The organism is Flindersiella endophytica (assembly GCF_054779015.1).
On record NZ_BAAGYY010000041.1, the window covers coordinates 210195 to 230026 of the forward strand.

The 19832-nt window shown below is 69.9% G+C and carries 18 protein-coding genes; 16 read left to right on the forward strand and 2 right to left on the reverse strand.

Annotated features, from left to right (window positions below):
• Positions 1 to 59: 59 nt before the first annotated feature.
• The gene (locus ACYVF6_RS41900; RefSeq protein ID WP_460531343.1) at positions 60 to 593 is read right to left on the reverse strand and encodes a DUF6923 family protein; all 534 of its coding nucleotides are present in this window, start codon (positions 591 to 593) and stop codon (positions 60 to 62) included.
• 182 nt (positions 594 to 775) lie between these two features.
• Between ACYVF6_RS41900 and ACYVF6_RS41905 the strand changes: the two genes are divergently transcribed.
• Complete coding sequence (locus ACYVF6_RS41905) at positions 776 to 1048, forward strand: hypothetical protein (RefSeq protein ID WP_460531094.1); 273 nt, start codon at positions 776 to 778, stop codon at positions 1046 to 1048.
• Between the two features lie 127 nt (positions 1049 to 1175).
• Here ACYVF6_RS41905 and ACYVF6_RS41910 read toward each other — a convergent pair whose 3' ends face one another.
• Positions 1176 to 1661 (reverse strand): DUF1707 SHOCT-like domain-containing protein, encoded by a 486-nt coding sequence (locus tag ACYVF6_RS41910; RefSeq protein WP_460531097.1) that lies wholly within the window; start codon positions 1659 to 1661, stop codon positions 1176 to 1178.
• Positions 1662 to 1868: 207 nt separating this feature from the next.
• On the opposite strand from ACYVF6_RS41910, the gene ACYVF6_RS41915 reads away from it, so the two are divergent.
• The 15 genes from ACYVF6_RS41915 (at position 1869) to ACYVF6_RS41985 (ending at position 19802) form a co-directional block, all read left to right on the forward strand.
• Positions 1869 to 3119, forward strand: a complete 1251-nt coding sequence (locus tag ACYVF6_RS41915; protein WP_460531100.1) for a hypothetical protein — start codon at positions 1869 to 1871, stop codon at positions 3117 to 3119.
• Entirely contained in the window at positions 3116 to 3970 is an 855-nt protein-coding gene (locus ACYVF6_RS41920) for a hypothetical protein (RefSeq protein WP_460531103.1), read from the forward strand. The genes ACYVF6_RS41915 and ACYVF6_RS41920 overlap by 4 nt, the downstream gene beginning before the upstream one ends.
• Before the next feature lie 2 nt (positions 3971 to 3972).
• The gene (locus tag ACYVF6_RS41925) at positions 3973 to 5754 is read left to right on the forward strand and encodes a hypothetical protein (protein WP_460531106.1); all 1782 of its coding nucleotides are present in this window, start codon (positions 3973 to 3975) and stop codon (positions 5752 to 5754) included.
• A 12-nt stretch (positions 5755 to 5766) separates the two neighbouring features.
• The gene (locus ACYVF6_RS41930; protein ID WP_460531109.1) at positions 5767 to 8151 is read left to right on the forward strand and encodes a phage tail sheath family protein; all 2385 of its coding nucleotides are present in this window, start codon (positions 5767 to 5769) and stop codon (positions 8149 to 8151) included.
• A gap of 34 nt (positions 8152 to 8185) precedes the next feature.
• The gene (locus tag ACYVF6_RS41935; RefSeq protein WP_460531112.1) at positions 8186 to 8647 is read left to right on the forward strand and encodes a phage tail protein; all 462 of its coding nucleotides are present in this window, start codon (positions 8186 to 8188) and stop codon (positions 8645 to 8647) included.
• Entirely contained in the window at positions 8644 to 9474 is an 831-nt protein-coding gene (locus ACYVF6_RS41940) for a T4 family baseplate hub assembly chaperone (RefSeq protein WP_460531115.1), read from the forward strand. The genes ACYVF6_RS41935 and ACYVF6_RS41940 overlap by 4 nt, the downstream gene beginning before the upstream one ends.
• Positions 9475 to 9693: 219 nt before the next feature.
• Entirely contained in the window at positions 9694 to 11859 is a 2166-nt protein-coding gene (locus ACYVF6_RS41945; protein ID WP_460531118.1) for a hypothetical protein, read from the forward strand.
• 12 nt (positions 11860 to 11871) lie between these two features.
• A complete protein-coding gene (locus tag ACYVF6_RS41950; RefSeq protein WP_460531121.1) occupies positions 11872 to 12438 on the forward strand; it encodes a CIS tube protein in 567 nt (188 codons plus the stop codon).
• Entirely contained in the window at positions 12438 to 12749 is a 312-nt protein-coding gene (locus ACYVF6_RS41955; protein WP_460531125.1) for a hypothetical protein, read from the forward strand. The genes ACYVF6_RS41950 and ACYVF6_RS41955 overlap by 1 nt, the downstream gene beginning before the upstream one ends.
• On the forward strand, positions 12750 to 13874 hold the full coding sequence (locus tag ACYVF6_RS41960) for a phage late control D family protein (RefSeq protein WP_460531128.1): 1125 nt from the start codon (positions 12750 to 12752) through the stop codon (positions 13872 to 13874).
• Between the two features lie 12 nt (positions 13875 to 13886).
• Entirely contained in the window at positions 13887 to 14573 is a 687-nt protein-coding gene (locus ACYVF6_RS41965; RefSeq protein ID WP_460531131.1) for a phage baseplate assembly protein V, read from the forward strand.
• 12 nt (positions 14574 to 14585) lie between these two features.
• Positions 14586 to 14987, forward strand: coding sequence for a hypothetical protein (locus tag ACYVF6_RS41970; protein ID WP_460531134.1), 402 nt, complete (start codon positions 14586 to 14588; stop codon positions 14985 to 14987).
• Complete coding sequence (locus tag ACYVF6_RS41975; protein ID WP_460531137.1) at positions 14984 to 15355, forward strand: GPW/gp25 family protein; 372 nt, start codon at positions 14984 to 14986, stop codon at positions 15353 to 15355. Before ACYVF6_RS41970 ends, ACYVF6_RS41975 begins: the two co-directional genes overlap by 4 nt.
• The gene (locus tag ACYVF6_RS41980; RefSeq protein WP_460531140.1) at positions 15352 to 16863 is read left to right on the forward strand and encodes a baseplate J/gp47 family protein; all 1512 of its coding nucleotides are present in this window, start codon (positions 15352 to 15354) and stop codon (positions 16861 to 16863) included. The genes ACYVF6_RS41975 and ACYVF6_RS41980 overlap by 4 nt, the downstream gene beginning before the upstream one ends.
• Complete coding sequence (locus tag ACYVF6_RS41985; protein WP_460531143.1) at positions 16860 to 19802, forward strand: phage tail protein; 2943 nt, start codon at positions 16860 to 16862, stop codon at positions 19800 to 19802. The genes ACYVF6_RS41980 and ACYVF6_RS41985 overlap by 4 nt, the downstream gene beginning before the upstream one ends.
• Positions 19803 to 19832: the final 30 nt, after the last annotated feature.

Genomic DNA, 19832 nt, shown 5'->3' on the forward strand with positions numbered 1-19832 from the left:
GGCCGGGACCCGTCAACGCTCGCGCCGGTCCCGGCCCTCCACTTCCGGACCGCGGCCCCTTACCGTCGAAGGAGGAGGCGGCGGCTCGTTCGCCAGGGGAGGAAACTGCCGGAGACGAGGAGCAGCAGGGCCAGCGCCGCGAGGGCCAGCGCGCTCGAGCCGGCGTCCGGCAGCCGCCGGCCCGGCGCCGGCGCCGGCGGTTGCGTGCCGCCGGGCCTGGTGATCGCCACCGGGGTGGCGCATGCCCCGGCATCGGCGCAGGTCCCGCCGGCACCTCGGGGCACCACGGCGTTGGCCGGGTTGATCCGGTACAGGCGGTTGCCCTCGCCGTACACACCCCACAGATATCCGCTGGCCCACACCATGTCGGAGATGTTGGGCACGTTGGCGGTCAGGGCGATGCGGGTGGTTGTGCGGGTGTTGACGTCGACCGCGTAGAGGTTCCGGTCGGAGGTGGCCAGCCGCACGTACAGCGTGTCCGCGGTGTCGCCGGCGCCGAACGTGCCCTGGTTGTAGTTGAAGGTGCTGTCCGTCAACCCGACCTGGCCGACCCGCACCAGCCCGTTGTTGTCGTTGATGGCATAGAGGTAGATCCGCGTGGTGTGGCTTCACTCACATACCGGTCTGAAACGGACACGTAGCCCACCCCCGGAGTGTTGTGGATCTGCCGCCGCCTCGTCAGCGGAGCGCCAGCGAGCCGCCAGCGGTCACTGCGAAGGTCGGAACAGAGCACCTTCTCGAACGGGGAGAGGGGCATTCGTGGAAGGGGAGTTCTGTGAATCGAATAGCTCAGGCCGTGGCTGTCGCCGGAATGGCGGCCGCGTCGATCGTTCCGCTGGGGGTGGCGGCGAACGCCAGTCAGCCGGCACCGCAGCGGATCGGCCCGGCGGGGATCTGCCCGCCCGGCACGTGCGGACCGTACGGAACCAACGGGGCTTGTGAGGTCAACCGGGCGGAGGTCATCGCCGCAGGGGGACGCGCGCCGGAGCCCTGCTACTACTACGGCGTCGTGCCGGACCAGGGCTGGTACTTCTACCGGATCCGCTGACGAACCGGCCGGGAAGGCGCGCCGCGCCTTCCCGGCTCGTCTGCTCAGGGCACGGTCGGGAGGCCTTCACCCAGCTACGACATCAGATCGTGTCGGCACGCCGATTCGACCCCAACCTGCCTGGGCATCACGGCCGGCCGCGCCCGCCGGTGAGGCGGCGGACGGCGGAGACCGAGGCCAGCACGGCGCCGCTCGTCAGTGTGACGATCAGCCAGAGGTCGGCGAGAAGGTGCCAGGCCGAGCCGCCCGGAGCGAGGTACGGAATGGTTCCGGGCGCGACCGTCTCCAGCGCCCCGAGCACCAGCCCGACGCTGACGAGTGAGAGCCAGGCCGTCCACAGCTGTCGCATGAGCGCGTGGTTCGCGGGCAGCCTGGACGGCACCGTCTGCACAGCCTGCGCAGTCGGCACAGGTGCCCGCCGGTCGCTGTCCGGGCTGGGAAGATCGCTCACCAGAGCGGTGACATCCGCCTGGTTGGTCGCCTGGCCAAGCAGGCCGATCCGGTGACGCAGCTGTTCGAGGGTGAGCCGTCCCTCGACATGAGCGTTGCGAAGCTGGACCGCGACGAGCTCTCGATCGCTGTCCGAGATGAGGACGTCCGGGTGGCGGGGCATGTGCTCAGGATGAGCCCTGGATAGAGGCCGGGCATCGGGGAGATCCCTTGGTTCACCCCCTATCGCGGGCATTGATGCGGAAGCCTTGACGCTTCCATCGGACTTCCATCGGGCTCCCATCGTTTGTCAATCGCCGGGGGGCACAGTCCTCGTACGTGATTCTCCGTGAGCCAGATGTGCTCGCGTACGAACGAGGGTGAAACAGGCATGGCGAGTACTACGGTGTCCGAATTCGAGGTCGGATGGTCGTCGTCGAATGCCGCTCTGCTCGGCAGCGACGTCTCCGACTTCCGGGTCAGCGGCACCGGCAGCTTGCGGCTCACAGCGCGGGCCGGCGCGGCCGGCGTGACCGCGGCGTTCGCACCGGCGACCCAGCTGGACCTCCGTGCGTACGACGAGTTTCGCCTGTGGACGTACGCTTCTCGCGCTGCCGACGGCTCGCCGCGGGCGCCGTTCCTGCTGGAGCTCTCCTACACCGATGCCGCTGACACACCGGGCGAGGAACACCGCTGGCTCGTTCCGGTCAACCGCCGGCGGACGTGGGAGCAGCACCGTTTCGGCATCGCCGGCGACAGGCGCGGCCGGATCACCGCGTTCTCGCTCCGCTGCCTGACCGATGAGCCGTTCCAGATCTTCTTCGACGAGTTCCTGGCGGTTGCCGACGAGCCGTTGCAGGATGTGGAGACCGCGCTGGCGGATCTGCTCGACGGGCTGCCGTTGCCAGGTGTGGACGCGCTGCCGCTGACCGCGGCGGCGGCCGCCGACGCCAGCACGATCGTCGTCGCGCGGAATCGTAAGCTGCACACGCGAAACCGGATCACGGTCGACGCCTCCGGCGCCCAGCATCAGGTGACCGGCGCCGTCCACGACGACGTGGCCGGCACGACCACGCTCACGATCCAACCGGTGCTCGCCGCGGCGATGAGCAACGGCGCGACCATCTCGGTGACGGCGCCGATCCGGTTCGAGGAGAGCCCGTTCAACGAACCGGCCGACACCGGCGACCTGCCCGATCCCGTTGTGCTGGTGACACAGACCGACCAGCGTGAGGAGCCGCAGCGGGCGAGTGACATCCCGCAGCGCGACTCCTTCCGCGTACGCGACGGACTCACTGTCTGCAGCCTGCGCCCGGCGCCGCGGCCGGTTCTCGCCGAGTACCAGATTCTTCCGGCGGCGAGCGACCGAACGCAGTCGCTCGCACTGCGTACGGAGATCCTGCGCCGCGTCGGTGTCGACACCGGCCTGCGCGTCAACGGCACTGTGCTGCCGGTACGAACACTGCTGCCGCCGCCGTTGGACATCCGCGTGCGCGCGACCCCGGCACCGATCTATCTCCACGTCGGCACGCGCATCGAGACAGGCGCGCGAGTCGAGGTGCCGTGGGTGCGCCAGGGCCAGGTGCTCTCCGGCCAGCTCGGCAGCCCCGAAGACCAGGAGGGAATCGTGCTGCGGCTATGACGGCTACGACCACTTACCGCCTTCCCGGCGAAGCGTCGCTGGTCCTCCGCGTGAACGACGGATCGTGGCAGACGTTCACGTTCGAGCCGGGCGAAGCCACCGGCGAGGAGCTCGCCGAGGCGGTCGACGGGCTGGACGGGATCACCGGATCCGTCGACGCCGAGGGCAGGCTCGTCCTGGCCACGGTGGAGACCGGCGAGACCACGGTGCTCGAGGTCGACGTGCGCGCCTCGACCGCCGCGGTCGCGCTCGGACTCGCGACGGCCATCGCCTCCGCCACCGGCAGCGGTCCCGGATCCGCGCGGCTGACCAGCCTGCGAACCGCGCCGTACGCCCTACCGGCGAACGCCACCATGACGATCCAGGTCGACGGCAAGTCCCGCAAGGTGAGCTTCGGCGAGGACGAGCGCCCGGACTGGACCGCCGAGGACGTCGCGGCGCACGTCAACCGGGTGCTGCGCCGCAAGGTCGCGAGCGTCACCGGCGACGGCCACGTCCGTCTGATCTCGCCGAGCCAGGGCGTCGGCTCCAGTCTCGCCGTCACGGCACCGGCCGACGACGACCTGCCCGACGCCGCCGCCGTGCTCGGCTTCGAAGCCGGGCAAGCCACCAGCGAGCCCTACCGCACCGAGCCGGCCGCGCTGACCTGCCGCCCGGCCCCAGAAGACGCTGAGAACACAGTCGTGGAGAACCTCACCTCCGCTCCCATCGAGTTGCAGCTGCCGACCGGCCGCTGCGTTCTGCCGGCCCGTGGACGCCTTGTGGTCGCCCGCGAGATCGCGGCCGACAGCCTGCTCCTTCGCCTCGGCGCGCAAGGAACGGTTCGGATGTCGCCAGAAAGGACTTCGTAGCGATGCCACTCCAGGTAGGCGTCAACGTCACCGAGGTCGACGGCCGGGCCAGTCCCGTACTGCAGGCCGCACCCACCTCGGTCGCGGCCTTCGTCGGCCGCACCCGCCGGGGTGTGGCGAACCAGGCCGTACGCGTGACCAGCCTCGACCAGTTCGCCGCCCGATTCGGCGGCCACCACCCCGACGGGTATCTGCCGCAGGCGGTTACCGGGTTCTTCCTGAACGGTGGTCGCGAGGCGCACATCGTCAGGGTCACCGGCGCCGGCAGCCTGCCGGCCACGGCCACGCTCAACGATCGCGCGGGCAGTCCCGCACCCACGTTGCGGGTCACCGCCGGCTTCCGCGGCGCACCGGACCCGGGCACGTGGGCACAGGCGCTCCGGATCGACGTACGCGACGACCCCAGAGCCAGCACGACGGTCAGCACCGCCGCGGCCGCGACGGCGACGACGCTGCAACTGGCCTCCACGGCCGGCGTCGGCGTCGGCAGCGTGCTGCGCATCGTGTCGGCGACCACGCTGTTCCGCGTCGTCACGGCGGTCGACCAGGTGACCCGTACGGTCACCATCGGCGCCGCGACCGGAGAAGCGGTGGCGGCGAACGTCGTGGTCACGAGTGCGGAGTTCCGCGTGCTCGTCCGGCTGCAGGACCCCACCACCGGCACGTTCGACGTCGTCGAGACCTGGCCGAACCTGTCCATGCAGGCCGGCGTGGCCGACTACGTGCTCGACCGGATCAACCATCCGGTCACCGGGTCGCGGTACGTCCTGGCCGCCGACGTGTCCACCGCCGCACCAGGGGTGGACGTCCCGGCCGTGGTCAGCGGTGTCGCGCTGACCGGAGGCAGCGAGACGGCAGCGGCGGCCGGCGACCTCACCGGTGACACCGCCGCGCGCACCGGCCTGCACGCGCTCGACACGGCCGGCGTGCAACTGCTGGCGGTTCCGGACGCGCACCTGCTTTCCGCCACCGGCCGTGCGCTGGTCACCAGGGGAGCGCTCGACTACGCCGCGGCCCGCGGCGACTGCATGTACGTCGGCTCCGCGCCCGACCGCGGCGCCACCGAGACCGTCGCCCACTACACCGAGACGGTCAAGACGTACGCGGCGCAGTTCCAGGGCAGCAAGGTCTACGGCGCGCTGTACGCACCATGGATCCAGGTCGCCGACCCCGCGGGCGTCGGGCCCGCGCCGGTGAAGTTCGTGCCGCCCGACGGTCACGTCATGGGCGTCTACGCGCGCACCGAGCAGGAGCGCGGCATCCACAAAGCACCGGCCGGTGACGCCGCGACCGTACGCGGTGCGCTGGCCCTGTCGGCCGGCTTCAGTCAGGGTGAGCACGACGATCTGGTCCGCAACGGCCGGACCAACGGCATCCTGTCGCCCGGCGGCCGAGTCCCCGCCGTCGCGGCGAGCCGGACGCTGTCGACCGACACCCGCTGGCAGTTCGTGAACGTCCGGCTGCTGTTCAACTTCGTCAAGACGTCCTTGCGGGACGGCCTGCGTTTCGTCCGGCATGAGCCACACACCGAGGCGCTGCGCAAGATGGTGCGCTTCAACGTGATCACGCCTTTCCTGCTTGGCCTGTGGCGGCAGGGCGCGTTCGGGTCGGACCCGGCCGAGCAGGTGTTCACCGTCAAGTGCGATGCCGAGAACAACCCGGCCTCCGATGTGGACCTGGGGTTGTTCAGGGTCGAGGTCTTCTTCTTCCCGGTCCGCCCGGCGGAGACGGTCCACATCATCGTCGGCCAGCAGCCCGGCGGCGGCTCCGCCGCGGAAGGTTAAGGGACAAACAAGATGACTATCAATCTCGGTGTCACCGTCGTCGAGGTGGACGGCAGATCCGCGCCGACGATCACCGCCGCACCCACGTCCGTCGCGGGGTTCGTCGTACGCAGCCAGCGAGGCGTACCTGACAAGGCGGTCCGGATCCGTGGCTTCACCGACTTCGTGAACGTCTTCGGCGGCCACACGCCCGAGGCGTTCGGGGCCTTCGCGGTTCGCGGCTTCTTCGACAACGGCGGTTCGGACGCGTTCGTCGTCCGCGTCGTCGGGTCCGGAGCGCTCACCGCCGCGGCGACCGTCAACGACCAGGCCACCGCACCCGTTGCCACGCTGCGGCTGCAGGCCGGAACGCGAGGCACCGCCGATCCCGGCGCGTGGGGCAACGAGCTCAGCGTCGCCATCGAGCGGCACCCGCTGGGCCAGGCCACCGTGCCGGCGCAGGCGACCGGCGGCAACGCCGAGCCGTTCGCGCTCACCGACGGCTCAACCGCGACGTTCACGGTCACCACCAGGGGCGTCGACCAGGCGACCACCGTCACGTTCCGGTCCGCCGACTTCGCCACGATCGGCGCGGCCTCGGCCCAGGAAGTGGCGGCCGTCATCAACCGCCAGACCACGGCCGTACGTGCCGCGGTGACGCCGGCGGGGAACCTCAACGTCGCGGTGGCCACGACCGACCCGCGCGTGTGGTCCCGGCTGGCGATCACCGCCCCGGCGAGCCTCGGCTTCACCGGCGCGAACGCCAACAGCGACGCGGCGCTGGCGGCCGGCAGCACGACCGCGGCGCTGTCGTCGGCCAGCGGCTTCCGGACCTCCTCGGCGGTCCGCTACGCCGTCCGCGGGCACGTGATCGCCGTCGCGGCGCTCGCGGCCACCGTCGCCGACAACTCCGGCATCCTCGTCACACCCAACGGTGGTGCGGGCGAGACGATCGTGTTCCACACCTCCGACTTCGCCAACCCGGCGGCCGTCACGATCGCCGAAGTGGTCGCCGCGATCAACCGGCAGGCGGTCGGCTTCGCCGCCGAGATCACGGCCGGCAACCGGCTCGCGCTGCTGTCCAACACCGACGGCACGGGCTCGACGATCGCCGTGGCCGCACCGGCCGGCGGTGTCGGCGACGCCCGCACACCACTCGGGCTGACCGGTGCGACTCCGGTCGCCGGGTCGCAGGCCTTCCGGACGCTGACCGCAGCCTCGGAGACCTACCGGCTGATCGGCTGGCCGGCCGCTCCGGCGTTCCCGGCGATGCCGGCGGCCGCCACCAGGATCTCGAGCGTCGAGTTCGACCTGATCGTCCGCCGCGCGGGTGCTGAGGTCGAACGGTTCGGCCCGGTCAGCATGGTCGACTCCCACGACTCCTACGTGGAGGCCGTGGTCAACGACCCGCAGCGCGGCTCGGCGTTCCTGGTCGCCACCGACCTCGACTCCGCATCCGGCCCCGGTGTGGACGCGCCCGCGCCCGGGATCTACCCGCTGACCGGCGGCAACGACGGCGCGGATCCGGCCGACACCGCCTTCCTCGGCGACCCGGCCCTGCGTAGCGGGCTGGAGGCGTTCAACGACGTCGCGATCCAGCTGCTGGCGGTCCCGGAGTCGACCTCCGTGGGCGTCGCGGCCGGCGCGATCGCGTACTGCGAACGCCGCGGCGACGCGATGTTCATCGGCACCGTCCCGTTCGGCTTCGATCGTGAAGGAGCCAAGGCGTACGCGGCGGCACTGCGCGGCCGCAAGGTCTTCGGCGCCCTGTACGCGCCGTGGATCCAGGTCGTCAATCCGGACCCGGCCACGGCAGCGGTCCAGCCGCTGGTGTCGGTCCCACCGGTCGGCGAAGTGGCCGGCGTGTACGCGCGGATCGCCGACGCCCGTGGCGTGTGGAAGGCGCCGGCCGGAGACGAGGCCCGGATCAACGACGCGCTCGGCGTGGAGTACGACATGACCGACGCCGACCACACCGACCTGGTACGCAACGGGGGAGTCAACGGCATCCGCGCCCTCCCGGGTGCCGGCATCGTCGTCGACGCGTCCCGCACGTTGTCGACCGACACCCGCTGGCTGTTCGTCAACGTGCGCAGGCTGTTCAACTTCGTCAAGGCGAGCCTGCGCGACAGCCTGACGTTCGTCGCCCAGGAACCGCACGACGAGACCCTGCGCAAGATGGTGCGCTTCAACGTCGTCACACCGTTCCTGCTCGGTATCTGGCGGCAGGGCGCGTTCGGGTCGGACCCAGCCGAGCAGGTGTTCACCGTCAAGTGCGACGCCGAGAACAACCCGCCGGCAGACGTCGCCAACGGCGTCTTCACTCTCGAGGTCTTCTTCTTCCCGGCCAAGCCGGCCGAGGCGATCCTCATCATCGTCGGCCAGCAGGACAGCGGCGCCACCGCCGCCGAAGCCTGACACAGGGGCCTGACACACCGAAAGGCAGAACGACATGGCAGAGCTGACGTTCCAGGAGTCGTACCGTACACACGGGTTTCTCGTGGAGATCGAAGGCACCCAGTGCCCCGTCACGAAGGTCACCGGCCTGAACGAGGGCATGACCGAGACGATCGAACAACCCGACGGCGGTTCGCCCACCGTGCACAAGATCTCCAGCGGTGTCATCAAGTTCGACACGCTGGTCATCGAGCGCAACATGGACGGCAGCCGTTTCGACGCCTTCTTCAAGGACTGGTTCGCCGAGATGTTCCAGCTGAACGGCGAGAGCCGGACGTCGTCCGTGCGTCGCAACATCGCCGTCATCAAGGAGGAGAACAAGCAGGAAGTCCTGCGGTTCGCCATCTACGGCGCGTGGGTGAAGTCGTCGAAGTTCACCGACCTCGAAGCCGGGTCCTCCGGCCTGTTCAAGCAGACCCTCGAGATCGAGCACGAAGGCATGGAGCGTGTCTCATGACCGTGGCCGGGTTCGACGCCGTGGCCGAGGTGAGGCCGCGCCGGCCACGCGAGTACGAAGTCGCGCTGCCCGTCGGATACCTCGACCCCGACGGGCGGCTGCACCGCAAGGCGACGTTGCGCAAGCTGACCGGCCACGAGGAGGCGCTGCTCGCCGACCGCAAGCTGCGCGCCAACGCGGGAAAGCTGGTCACCGAGCTGCTCAACGGCTGCCTGCGCTCGCTGGGCGACCTGACCCAGCTGAACCGGCAGGTGATCGGCGACCTGACCAGCCCCGACCGCAACTTCCTGCTGCTGGAGCTGCGCAAGCTGACCTTCGGCACCGACCTGGAAGCCAGCTATACCTGCCCCGCCTGCCGGGAGACCACGATGGCGATCGAGGACCTGGACAGTTTTCCCGTCCGCGTCTCCGACACCGCCGGCATGCCAGAGATCGTCGTGGAGCTCGAGGACGGCTTCGAGGACCGGGGTAGGGGAAGGGGCACAGACGGCTGGTACGACGTGCTGCGGTTCCGGCTGCCGGTCGGCACCGACGAGGAGCGCGTCGCCTCGGTCGCGCGGGAGAACGCCGCCAAGGGCACCAACGCGCTACTGGCCCGCTGTCTCGTCAGCGTCAGCGGGGACGGTGAGGAGATGCCCGAGAACCGCCGCGAGGCGCTCGGAACCAAGCTCCTGTCCGACCTGACGATGAGCGACCGGGCTCGTATCGAGCGCGCGTTTCGCGACGAGATGCCCGGCGTGGACCTGAGCCGTGACTTCGACTGCGAATCCTGCGGCCGTCCGATGCGCACCACGCTGGACCTGACCAGTTTTTTTACCCCCAACTGACGGAGATCGAGCAGCTCCGCCAGGAGATCTTCGCCCTCGGCTTCCATCTGCACTGGGGCCACGCCGAGGCGATGGGACTCGAGATCGACGAGCGACGCGCCTACACCCGGCTACTGGCCGGCGTGCTCGCGGAACAGAAAGCCGAACTGGAGCGTGCCCGCGCCCAGGCCGGCCACTAGGACCCACCGAGAAAGCCCACCGAGAAGGAGGTGAACCACGATGCTCGGAGTACTGCCGCTCTCACTGACGCTGACCGACGACAGCGCGCGGCTCGTCGGCGCGTACACCCGCCGCGGCCTGGTCGACGTCGTGCGCCCGCCTCTCGACCGGATCAACCGCCAGCTGCTCGATATCGGCAACTCGCTGCGGATGCTCAGCATCGACGTCATCGACATCATGAAGGGCGTCAGCGACCGCCGCCTCAAGGTCCAGGTGATGAACGAGGACCTGCTGGACCACCTCCAGGCGACGCGTTGGGCCGTGGCGTACTTCAGCTACAACACGTTCCTGGAGCTGCTCGAGATCGTCCGCTACATGAACTGGCTGAACTGGCGATCTCACCTGCACCTGCACGACCTCATCAACCTGATGTACGACCTCGAGAACGAGATCGGCGGCCTGGGCTCGATGCAGCTCCAGCAGGGCTCGATGATCATCGACCTCCTGACGCAGATCCTCGACCAGCTCAGGCAGGGGATCGTGGTGTCGGGCACGATCCTGATCAACATCACCGGCGCCGATCCGCTGAAGGACCTCGACCTGCTCAAGCTCCTCGGCCTGCTGGGACTGCTGGCACTCGGGCTGGCGATCATCGTCGGGTTCCTGTTCGGTGTGGGCGCCGCCCTGAAGACGTTCGGACTCGGATCGATCGTCGCGGCGACCGCGGTGGGGATCCTGATCAAGGGTCTGCTCCCGCTGATCGAAGCGCTGGTGAAGCTCGGCGGCTGGGACTTCCTCAAGCTCGCCGGTGGATTCACGCTGATCGCCGGGTTCGTGGCGGGACTGGGCAAGGCGTTCCAGTTGTTCACCACGGACCTGGAGAAGATCGTCCCGCAGCTGAAGGCGTTCTTCGAGGCGATCTCGAAGCTGATGACCACGTTGGTCGCCTTCAAGGGCACGGACTTCCTGAAGATCGGCGTCGGGTTCGCGGCGATAGCGGGGTTCGTCGCCCTGCTGGGGTTGGCGTTCCAGCAGTTCAAGACCGACCTGAGCAAGCTTCTGCCAGGGCTGAACGCGTTCTTCGACTCCATCGGGAAGTTGATGGCGACGCTGGCGAGCTTCAAGCCCGGCCAGATCATCAAGATCGTCGTCGGGTTCGCGGCCATCGTCGGGTTCGTCTTCCTGCTCGGTAAGGCGCTGGACACCCTGACCGACAAGGCCCTCAAGGTGATCGAGCCGCTGGCGAAGTTCTTCACCGCGATCACGACGCTGATGCAGGCGCTCGCGGGGTTCGGCTTCTGGGACTTCGTGGGCATAGCGTTCGGGCTCGGACTGATCCTCGGGTTCATCTGGCTGCTCGGGAAGGTCCTGGACAAGCTCTCCGACAGGGCGCTCAAGGCGATGGCACCGGTGACCGCGCTGATCACCGCGCTCACCGGGCTGGCTTCCACGCTGGGCAACATGAGCGGCCTCGACATAGCGGGAATGATCATCGGCCTGGGTGCACTCGCCGGGTTCGTCTGGCTCATCTCGAAGTCACTCGGGTCTATGCCGGGGCCGCTGGGGACGCTGCTGAAGCTGTTCGGCGGACTCGGGTCGGTGCTCTCTGTCGTCACCGGCATCGCCGGCAAGCTGTGGGACGGGCTGTCGGCCATCGGCAACGGCCTCGGCTGGCTCGGTGGAAAGCTCGGCGGGTTCCTCAGCGGTGTCGGCCATGCCATCGGCAAGGTCGGCAACTTCATCGGCGACGCCGGCAGTTGGTTCGGTGGAGCCGTCAGCGACGCCGCCGGCTTCGTGACCGACAAGATCGGTGACGCCGCCGGCTGGGTCGGCGGGAAGCTCGGCGACGCAGCCGGCGCGGTCGGGGACTTCTTCGGTGGCATCGGCGACAGCCTCTTCGGGTCGATCGACATCGACGCCATGATCAAGGCACAGCTGCCGTCGGCCACCCCTCCGCCGCCACCGACGGTGGTCGCCGCGGCTCCGCCGGAAACCGGGACGCTCGGCCCGGGCGGTGCGCTGGCGGCAGCACCGATCGGCGGGCCGGTGACCGTCGACCAGACCGTCAACGCCGGCGGCATCAACATCACGATCACGGCCGACCGGCTGGAGGCCAACTCGGCCCAGCTGCTCACCGACGACATCGTGGCCCAACTCCAGGCTCGCCTCGGCGCGCTGCGGGCCACCCAGGACTTCCAGGCCGGCGCGCGTCCGGCTGTGGCGTAGGGGGAGGAACGGATGGGAAATCTCCAGCAACGCACTCCGTCCCGCGGATTTCTGCTCAGCGTCGACCTCGACCCGGCGATCCAGGTGATGTTCCAGTACAACCCCGAGAAGCTCACGGACAAGCGCTCGGTCAACTACGCCTCCCTCAACGCGCCCGGCATGCTCATGCCGGTCCGCCAGTACAGCGCGGGCGGCGACCGCACGCTGACGTTCACGGTTCTCGTCGACGGCCTGTTCGACGGCCCCACCTCGATCGCGCTCGACGAACGTGGCGGGATCATGCCGGAGCTCAACAAGTACAAGGCGTTCGTGTATCCGCGGACCGAGGACTGGCAGGACGCGAACCAGGCGCTGGACGGCTTCTCCGGTCTGTTCACCGGTTCGGAAACCGTGTTCGCCGCCCCGCCGGCCTGCCTGCTCAGCTTCGGCGATCGCGTCATGGACTGTGTGGTCACCGAGGTGCAGATCACCGAGCAGCTCTACAACCTCAACCTGGATCCGGTTCGCGCGGAGGTCCAGGTGACGTTGGTGGAGCTGACGCCGTACGACCCGGATCCCGCGGCAGGGAGTGTGTTCTGATGCCGGTCCCGCAGAGGTCCCGGTTCGCCGGGCTCCCGGTCCTCGAGGTCACCGCGCCGGACGGTACGCGCCGGCACGTCATCGGCCTGCGCCTGACCGCGACCGGCGCAGCGAGCGAACAGACGCATCGCGTACTCCAGGGCGAGGAGATCGACCTGATCGCCCGTCGCCGGCTCGGAGACGAGCAGCTGTGGTGGCGCTTGCTGGACGCCAACCCCGTGCGCTACCCGCTCGACCTGACGCCGGGGGAACAGCTTCGGCTGCCGGAACCGGCCCGCGTGACCCGTGCCAACCGGGCGAGGAGCTTCTAGATGTCGCCAGGACTGCCGGCCCGCGTTCCGTACTTCTCGGTGGTGATCGAGGGGCAGGACGTCACGCCATGGGTGTCGTCGGTACAGGTCGTTGAGGACGACAGGCTGACCGACAACGTGTCGCTGACGGTGAACGACCCACGGATGATCTACGCCGACGCGCTGATGGAGGGCTGCCGGGCCGAGATCGACCTCGGCTACAACGAGCCGGACCAGCATGCGCTGCTGCTGCGCGCGCTGATCACCAAGGTCGAGCTGACCTACCCGGACAACGGCGTGCCCCAGGTGAAGATCAAGGGCGAGGACAAGTCGATCGAGATGGGTATCGAAGAGCAGAAGAAGCTCTGGACGAACACGACCGTCAACGCGATCGTCAGGAAGATCGCCGAGCCCTACCGCTTCGCCGGCGTGGTCGCCAACCTCGACCCGGATCCCAAGATCGTAAGGGAGAACCAGGACGCCAAGACCGATCTGGCGCTCCTGCAGGACCTGGCGAAGAGATACCAGGCGAAGTGCTTCGTCGAGCTGAACGAGAACGACCAGGAAGTTCTGTACTTCGTCCCGGACCGGCGCATCCTGCGGCTGAACCGGGCGGACAAGCTGGTGCTGCGCTACCGGCAGGGCGTCGGCAGCAACCTGATGTCGTTCACTCCGACGTTCGACGCCAGCCTGATCGACCGCCAGAAGGAGGTCCACGACCTCGGCCAGGGCGGCCAGCGGATCAAGACACCGCCACCTCCGCCGGTCGAGGTCTTCAGCTGGGACCTCGCGTCCGACCTGGCGAGCCGCGCCAACCGCGCGGACCTGGACCGGATCGACGTGCTGTTCCAGGCAGGGCAGCGAGCGAGGGAGAAACTCCAGCAGAGCTTGGCCAAACCCAAGCTCACGACCGGTGCGGTCGCGCCCACCCAGCAGCAGCTGGACGACACCGCGGGCGCGCTGGAGTCGCGGCGGCTGGGGATGTCGGCGTCGGGTACGACCGTCGGCTCGATCTTCATGCGCGCCAAGTGCAACGTCTCGATCACCGGGGTGCACGAGCGGTTCGTGGGTGACTGGTACGTCACCAGCGTCACCCACACGATCGACGCCTCTGGTTACAAGTCCGACTTCAAGGCCGTGCGGTAGAGGAGGGAAGTCGTGGCTGACCTGTATTTCGGAAAGTATCGCGGAACGGTGGCGGACAACCGGGACGCCGGGAAGTCCGGGATCCTGCAGGTGTCGGTGCCCGCGGTCCACCCGGACGAGGTCGTGCCGGCCGAGGCGGCGTTGCCGTTCGGCATGTTCTTCGTTCCGGAGAACAAGGCGAACATCTGGGTGGAGTTCGTGGGCGGCGACTCCACGCAGGCGATCTGGACGGGCCTGCAGCAGGACGCCGAGACCTGGGCACCGGAGGCCGCCAAGAACCCGCCGACCGTACGCGCGTTCAAGACCGTGTCGGGTCATCTGCTGATCTTCGACGACACGTCCGGCAGCGAGTCGGTCGTGCTGACCGACGGCAAGCACACGCACAAGCTGACGTTCGACCAGAACGGCGTCAAGCTCACCGACGGCGTCAACAAGCACGAGATCGAGCTGACGTCCGGCGCCGTGAACATCAAGCACGGCGGCGGAGTCGCCAAGGTGACGCTCGAGGCCGCGGCCGTCAAAGCCGAGGCCGGCGCGTCGACGCTGGAGCTCAGCGCCTCGATGGCGAAGGTCGACGGCCCGACTGTCGTGCTCGGCGCCGGCGCACAGCCGGTGCTGCACCTGACCGACCAAGGGGTGGGGAACCTCGGCGCGCCAGTGCCGATCACCCTCAGCAGCCAGGTCAAGGTCCTGGCGTAGGGGGAGACGGCCATGGGTTTGGGAACGGACAAGACGACCTGCGCGACCGAGTTGCGCGAGGCGATGCGTGTGCGGCTGAACGCGATGGATCCGCCCGCGGGCGCCAACGTCGACAGCGACCAGGTGCGGCCGAACTTCGACGCGCTCGGCGAGGCGGTCTTCAGGATCCTCACGATCGACGCGGAGACCATCTCCGCGGCGGCTCAGGACTCGGCGTTCTGGCAGTTCGTCACCGACCTGCGCGACGAGGTCGACGCCCTGCGCGCGTTCGACGCCGGGCTCAAGACCGCCTTCACCGCTTGGGATCCGGCGCTGCCCGCCTCCGGTGCGACGCTGAAGAACGCGATCTCGAACCTCACCGTGCCGGGCTCCACTCCGGCCGCGCCGGCGAGCTTGAAAGGCAAGGTGCGATGACCACGCTTCGGGGGATGTCCATGCCGTTCCGGATCGAGAACGGACACGTCCGGCAGAGCACGGGTGCGGCCAAGGTGTCCGACGACGTCCGGCAGCTGCTTTCGACCCGGCTGGGTGAGCGGGTGCTGCGCCGCTCGTACGGCGGTGGTGTGCATCAGCGGTTGCAGCAGCCCAACGACCACACGTTGCGCACGCTGATCCGGCACGAGATCGAGCAGGCGCTGCGCAACCATCTCCCGCTGGCGCGGCTCACCAGCCCGATCCGGCTCACCCACAACGAATCCGAACTCACCGTCACCTTCGACTACGCCATCGACTCCAACGAGCTGGCGCAGCACGTGGCGCTCACCTTGCCGAGGTCCTCATGAGCGAGGTACGCGGGCTTCCCATCGACTACACCAACCTCGGCTACGACGCGCTGCGCGAGTCGATGCTCACGATCGCCCGGCAAACGCTCCCCGAGTGGACGGACCAGACCGAGAACGACCTGGGCGTGCTGCTGATCGAGCTGTTCGCGTACGCCAGCGACATCACGCTCTACTACCAGTCGCGGATCGCCTCGCAGCTGTTCCCGGCCACCAGCGACGAGCCGGAGTCGCTGGTTCAGCTGCTGCGGTTGCTCGGGCACGAGCTCCGCCCGGCTCCGCCGGCGACGGTGGAGCTGGCGGTGGCTGTCGACGCCGGACAGGCGCTGCCGTTGACGATTCCCGCCGGAACGGCGTTCGCCGCACAGCTCACCCCCGACCGGGCAGACGACACGGGTGAGCGGATCCAGTTCGAGTCCGTCCGCGACGTCACGCTCACCGCCGCCGTCCTCGGCCCGACGATCGAGGACAACCTGCGGTGGTTCCTGCCGGTCAGTGCCGTGGAGGGGAGCACCGTCGCGAACGGGTTGCTCGGCAGCTCCGACGGCAGCCCCAACCAGCTCTACCAGCTCGGCAAGCGACCGGTGATCGCCAAGTCGATCTCGGTCACGGTCACCGGGCCGGGCGGATCCACGTTCTGGCACGAGGTGCGCACGCTGGCGGCCGTCGGTCCGGTCGAGCGCGGCTTCATGGTCCAGCGCGGCGCCGACGGCACGGTCTCGCTGCTGTTCGGCGACGGTGTGAACGGCGCGATCCCGCCGAAGGGCAGCGGTCTCGACCAGGTGGAGGTGCACGCGACCTACCGCGTCGGAGGTGGTCCGCAGGGCAACGTCCTGCCGGGTACGACGTTCACGTCGTCGATCAGCGCGCTGCGGCGGATCGTCGCGCCGGCCGGAGGCAGTGGGGGAGCGGTCGCCGAGACCATCGAGACAGGCCGCGACCTCGCGCCCCGGCTGTTCCGCGCGCAGGACCGCGCGGTCACCGCCGACGATTACGTCGAGCTCGCACTGCGAACGCCGGGCGTCGGCAAGGCCCGCGCGGTCGCGCTCAACTGGAACGACGTGCTGCTGTACGTCGCGCCCAGCGGGCGGGTCGAGCAGCCGCCGGAGCTGCTGCGGCGCGACCTGCTGGCCGCGTTCGAGGAGTCGCGGATGGCGACCAGCGTGATCCGCGTGCTCGGTCCCGAACCCGCCGACATCTTCCTGCGCGCGACGATCCGGGCCGAGCCGTTCTTCCTGCAGGACGACGTGCGTGCCGCCGTCACCGCGGCCACGGCCGGGCTGATCGCGTTCGACGTCGTCGACTTCGGCCAGTCGCTGTTCCTGAGCCGGGTCTACGACGCCCTGCAGAGCCTGCCGCAGGTGGCGTCGTTGACCGTCACGCAGTTCAGCCGGACGGCGGACGGCGGCGTGGACGCCGACGGCGTGATCGAGCTCGAGCCGTTCGAGCTGCCCAGAGCCGGCTACCCGGAGACGATCCAGCTGGTCATCGAGGGCGGGGTGAGCCGATGAGCCGGGAACCGACCGGTGCCCGGGCCGTGCCGAGCCTGCTGGGCCACAGCGTGGAGCTGACCTGGACCAACCCGCCGGCCTCCGCGTTCGGCGGAGGCTCCCTGGCCGGTGTCCGCGTGGTTCGCCGCGAGCGGACGTTCCCGCTGGATCCCGACGACGGCGACCTGGTGTACGGCGAGTCCAGCCCGGTCGTCCAGGCGCTCACCGACACCCGTCTGACACCGCTGACCCGCTTCTACTACACGGTTTTCGCCTTCGACGGCACCGACTTCCACACTGGCGACGGATCGCGCGCGAGTGCGCTCGCGACCGACGACTACGGCCTGAGCGAGCGCTTCTACCGGCTGCTGCCCGCCGTGCTCCAGCGCGACGACCGGCCGTTGCGGCCGGACGAGGTACACGCGCTCGGCCCTGACGTTCAGGCGGGCTTGGGCGCGCTGCCGCCGGCGCTGCGCGATGCGGGGCAGCTGCGCCGCTACCTCGCTGCCGCGACCGCGCCGCTCGGGCTGATGCGCTCGACCGCCGAAGGGTTGCGCCAGCTGCGCGACATCGACCGCGTGCCGCCGGAGTACTTGCCGCTGCTGGCCGCGTTCGTCGACTGGCGTACCGACCGCACGTTGCCGATCTACCAGCAGCGCAACGAGATCCGGGCGGCGACCGGGCTCTACCGTACGGTCGGCACGGTCCCGAACCTGCGCTCGATCGTCACCCGCTACACCGGCTCGCAGGTGAACGTCGCGGAGTACGCCCAGCACATCGGCCGGTCGCAGCACGCGCCGCAGCTGAACGTCTTCGCGCTGCGCGAGGCCGGCAGCGGTTGGCTGGCGGCGCGCGACGCCGCCGACCTGCTCGGCTTCGCTCCGCCCAACACGGGTGAGGGCCTCGCCAGCGTCACCGGTACGGTCGCCGGACCGTTCCCGCTGAGCGCGGGCCTGGAGTTCACCGTGAGCACGGACGCGGCCGGACCGGTCGCCGCGCGGTTCGCCGTCACCGACGCGGTCAACCTGGCCGCGGCCACCACGGCCGAGGTGGCCGCCGCGCTCAACCGGCAGTTCCAGGACGTCACCGTGACCGCGCTGAACAACGGACGGCTGAGGCTCGACGCGCCCGCCGGAACGCTTCGCGTCGATGCCGCGGAGACCAGCCTGGTGACGCTCGACCACGCGCCACGTGGCCGGATAGCCGTCGTACCCGGAGCCAGCAGCGCGTCGTTCCGGCTGTTCCACGCGGTCTCCGACCCACTCGCGCCGGCCGACGATCGCGCCGCCCGGCGGGTGGTGTCCGGGCAGGCGTTCCCGCGGCCGCCGGTGCCGGGTGAGCTCGGTGTGCCCGTCAACGACTTCTCCGGCTCGCCGTTCCTGCCGGCCGCGCCGATCGGACGGATCCACCTCAAGCCGTATCGCGGCGGACAGTGGGGCGACTCGGTAGCCGTCTTCAACGGCAGCGAGCCGGCGGCCGCCGCCCTGCCGCCGGCCGGTGGCGGGCAGCCCGGCCGGATCCTGCTGGCGTGGGTCGCCCGGCATGGAACGCCGGACTCGCAGATCCGGTTCGCGGTCGGCACCACCAACCAGCCGGCGCCGGCCGTCCTCGTCGGCGATCGCGGTACGCCGTTCGCCTTGCGGCACGGGTCGTTCCTGCTGCTGCGGGACGCTGGAGGCCGTGCGTTCGGCGCGCAGTTCGCCCGTGGTGACTTCGCCGATCCCGACGCGCCGAGCATCACCGACGTCGTGGCGGTCGTCAACGAACGCTTGTCAGCGGTCGTCACGGCCGACGCCGCTCCGGGTGGAGCATTGCGGCTGACCTCGCTCGGCGTGGGCGGCGACGCGGGCCTGACGATCGACCTGGCGGCCTCCACGGCAGCGGCGGCGCTCGGGTTCGGCCCGGCCAACCACACGGCCACCGGCGACTGGGGAGACCGCATCGACTGGGGTGCGGTTCAGCCGCTCACCGCCGTTTCGAACGGGCGGATCGCCGACCTGGCCGCCACGGCCGACGGAGCCGGCGTGCAGCTCGCGTACGCACGACACGACGGCGTGGCCTGGCAGGTCCGCACGATCCGCTTCGACGGCGGCGTCTGGGCGGGCGACGAGGCGCTCTCGAGTGGAGCGCTGTCGAGCCGCGAGCCGAGCCTCGGCCGCGACCCGGACGGCCGGATCTGGGCCGTGTGGGCGCGGCAGGGCTTCGTCGGCGGCGCTGCCTGGTCGTTGCGGCAGCGCAGCAAGCCGGCCGGTGGAGCGTGGGGCTCGGAGGCGGCGCTGACCGCGGTGCCGGCCGCCACGACGGCGGGGGATCGCGAACCAGGGTTGACCGTCCGGCCCGGCCTGCCGCCTCGGGTGTTCTTCCGTTCCGACCGTTCCGGCGGCCCGGACCTGTGGTCGATCCCGATCGGAGGTTCCGCCGCGGTGGTCACCGCCGGCGCGCCGGCCGACACCTGGCCGGCGCCCGTCACGGTCGGCGGCCAGCAGTGGCTCCTGCATCGCAGCGATCGCTCGGTCGGTCTCGCCGGAGCTGGCGCCGGCGCCAGCCGGTTCGAGGACGCCGGCACGCTGCACCGCTACTCGGGTTCGACGACTGTCGTCCTCACCGACGCGGATCGGCTGGACCGGCTGGGCGCGCTGGACGACCTGGTTGCCTACACGCCACACCGGCCGGCGGGAGAGCTCGCCGAGCCGCCGCTGACCGACGCCGAGGTCTACACGCGGAGCACGGTCGGCCTGTACTTCACGCAGGCCGGCTCGGGGCCGCCCGACGAGAGCATGGCCGAACGGCTGCGGGCTGTGCTGAGCCGGTTCGTCCCGGTCAACGTCCGCATCGTCGTCCGGCCAACGCCAAGCGGGCTGGAGCGGACCGCCGCCGCGGCGACCGCGGCCGACCCGGCCGGGACCTTCGACGACCTCACCAGTCCGCGCTGGTGCACGCGCCGGCCACCACTGCGGTGACCGCGGAAACCGAACGATTTTAGGAGCCCG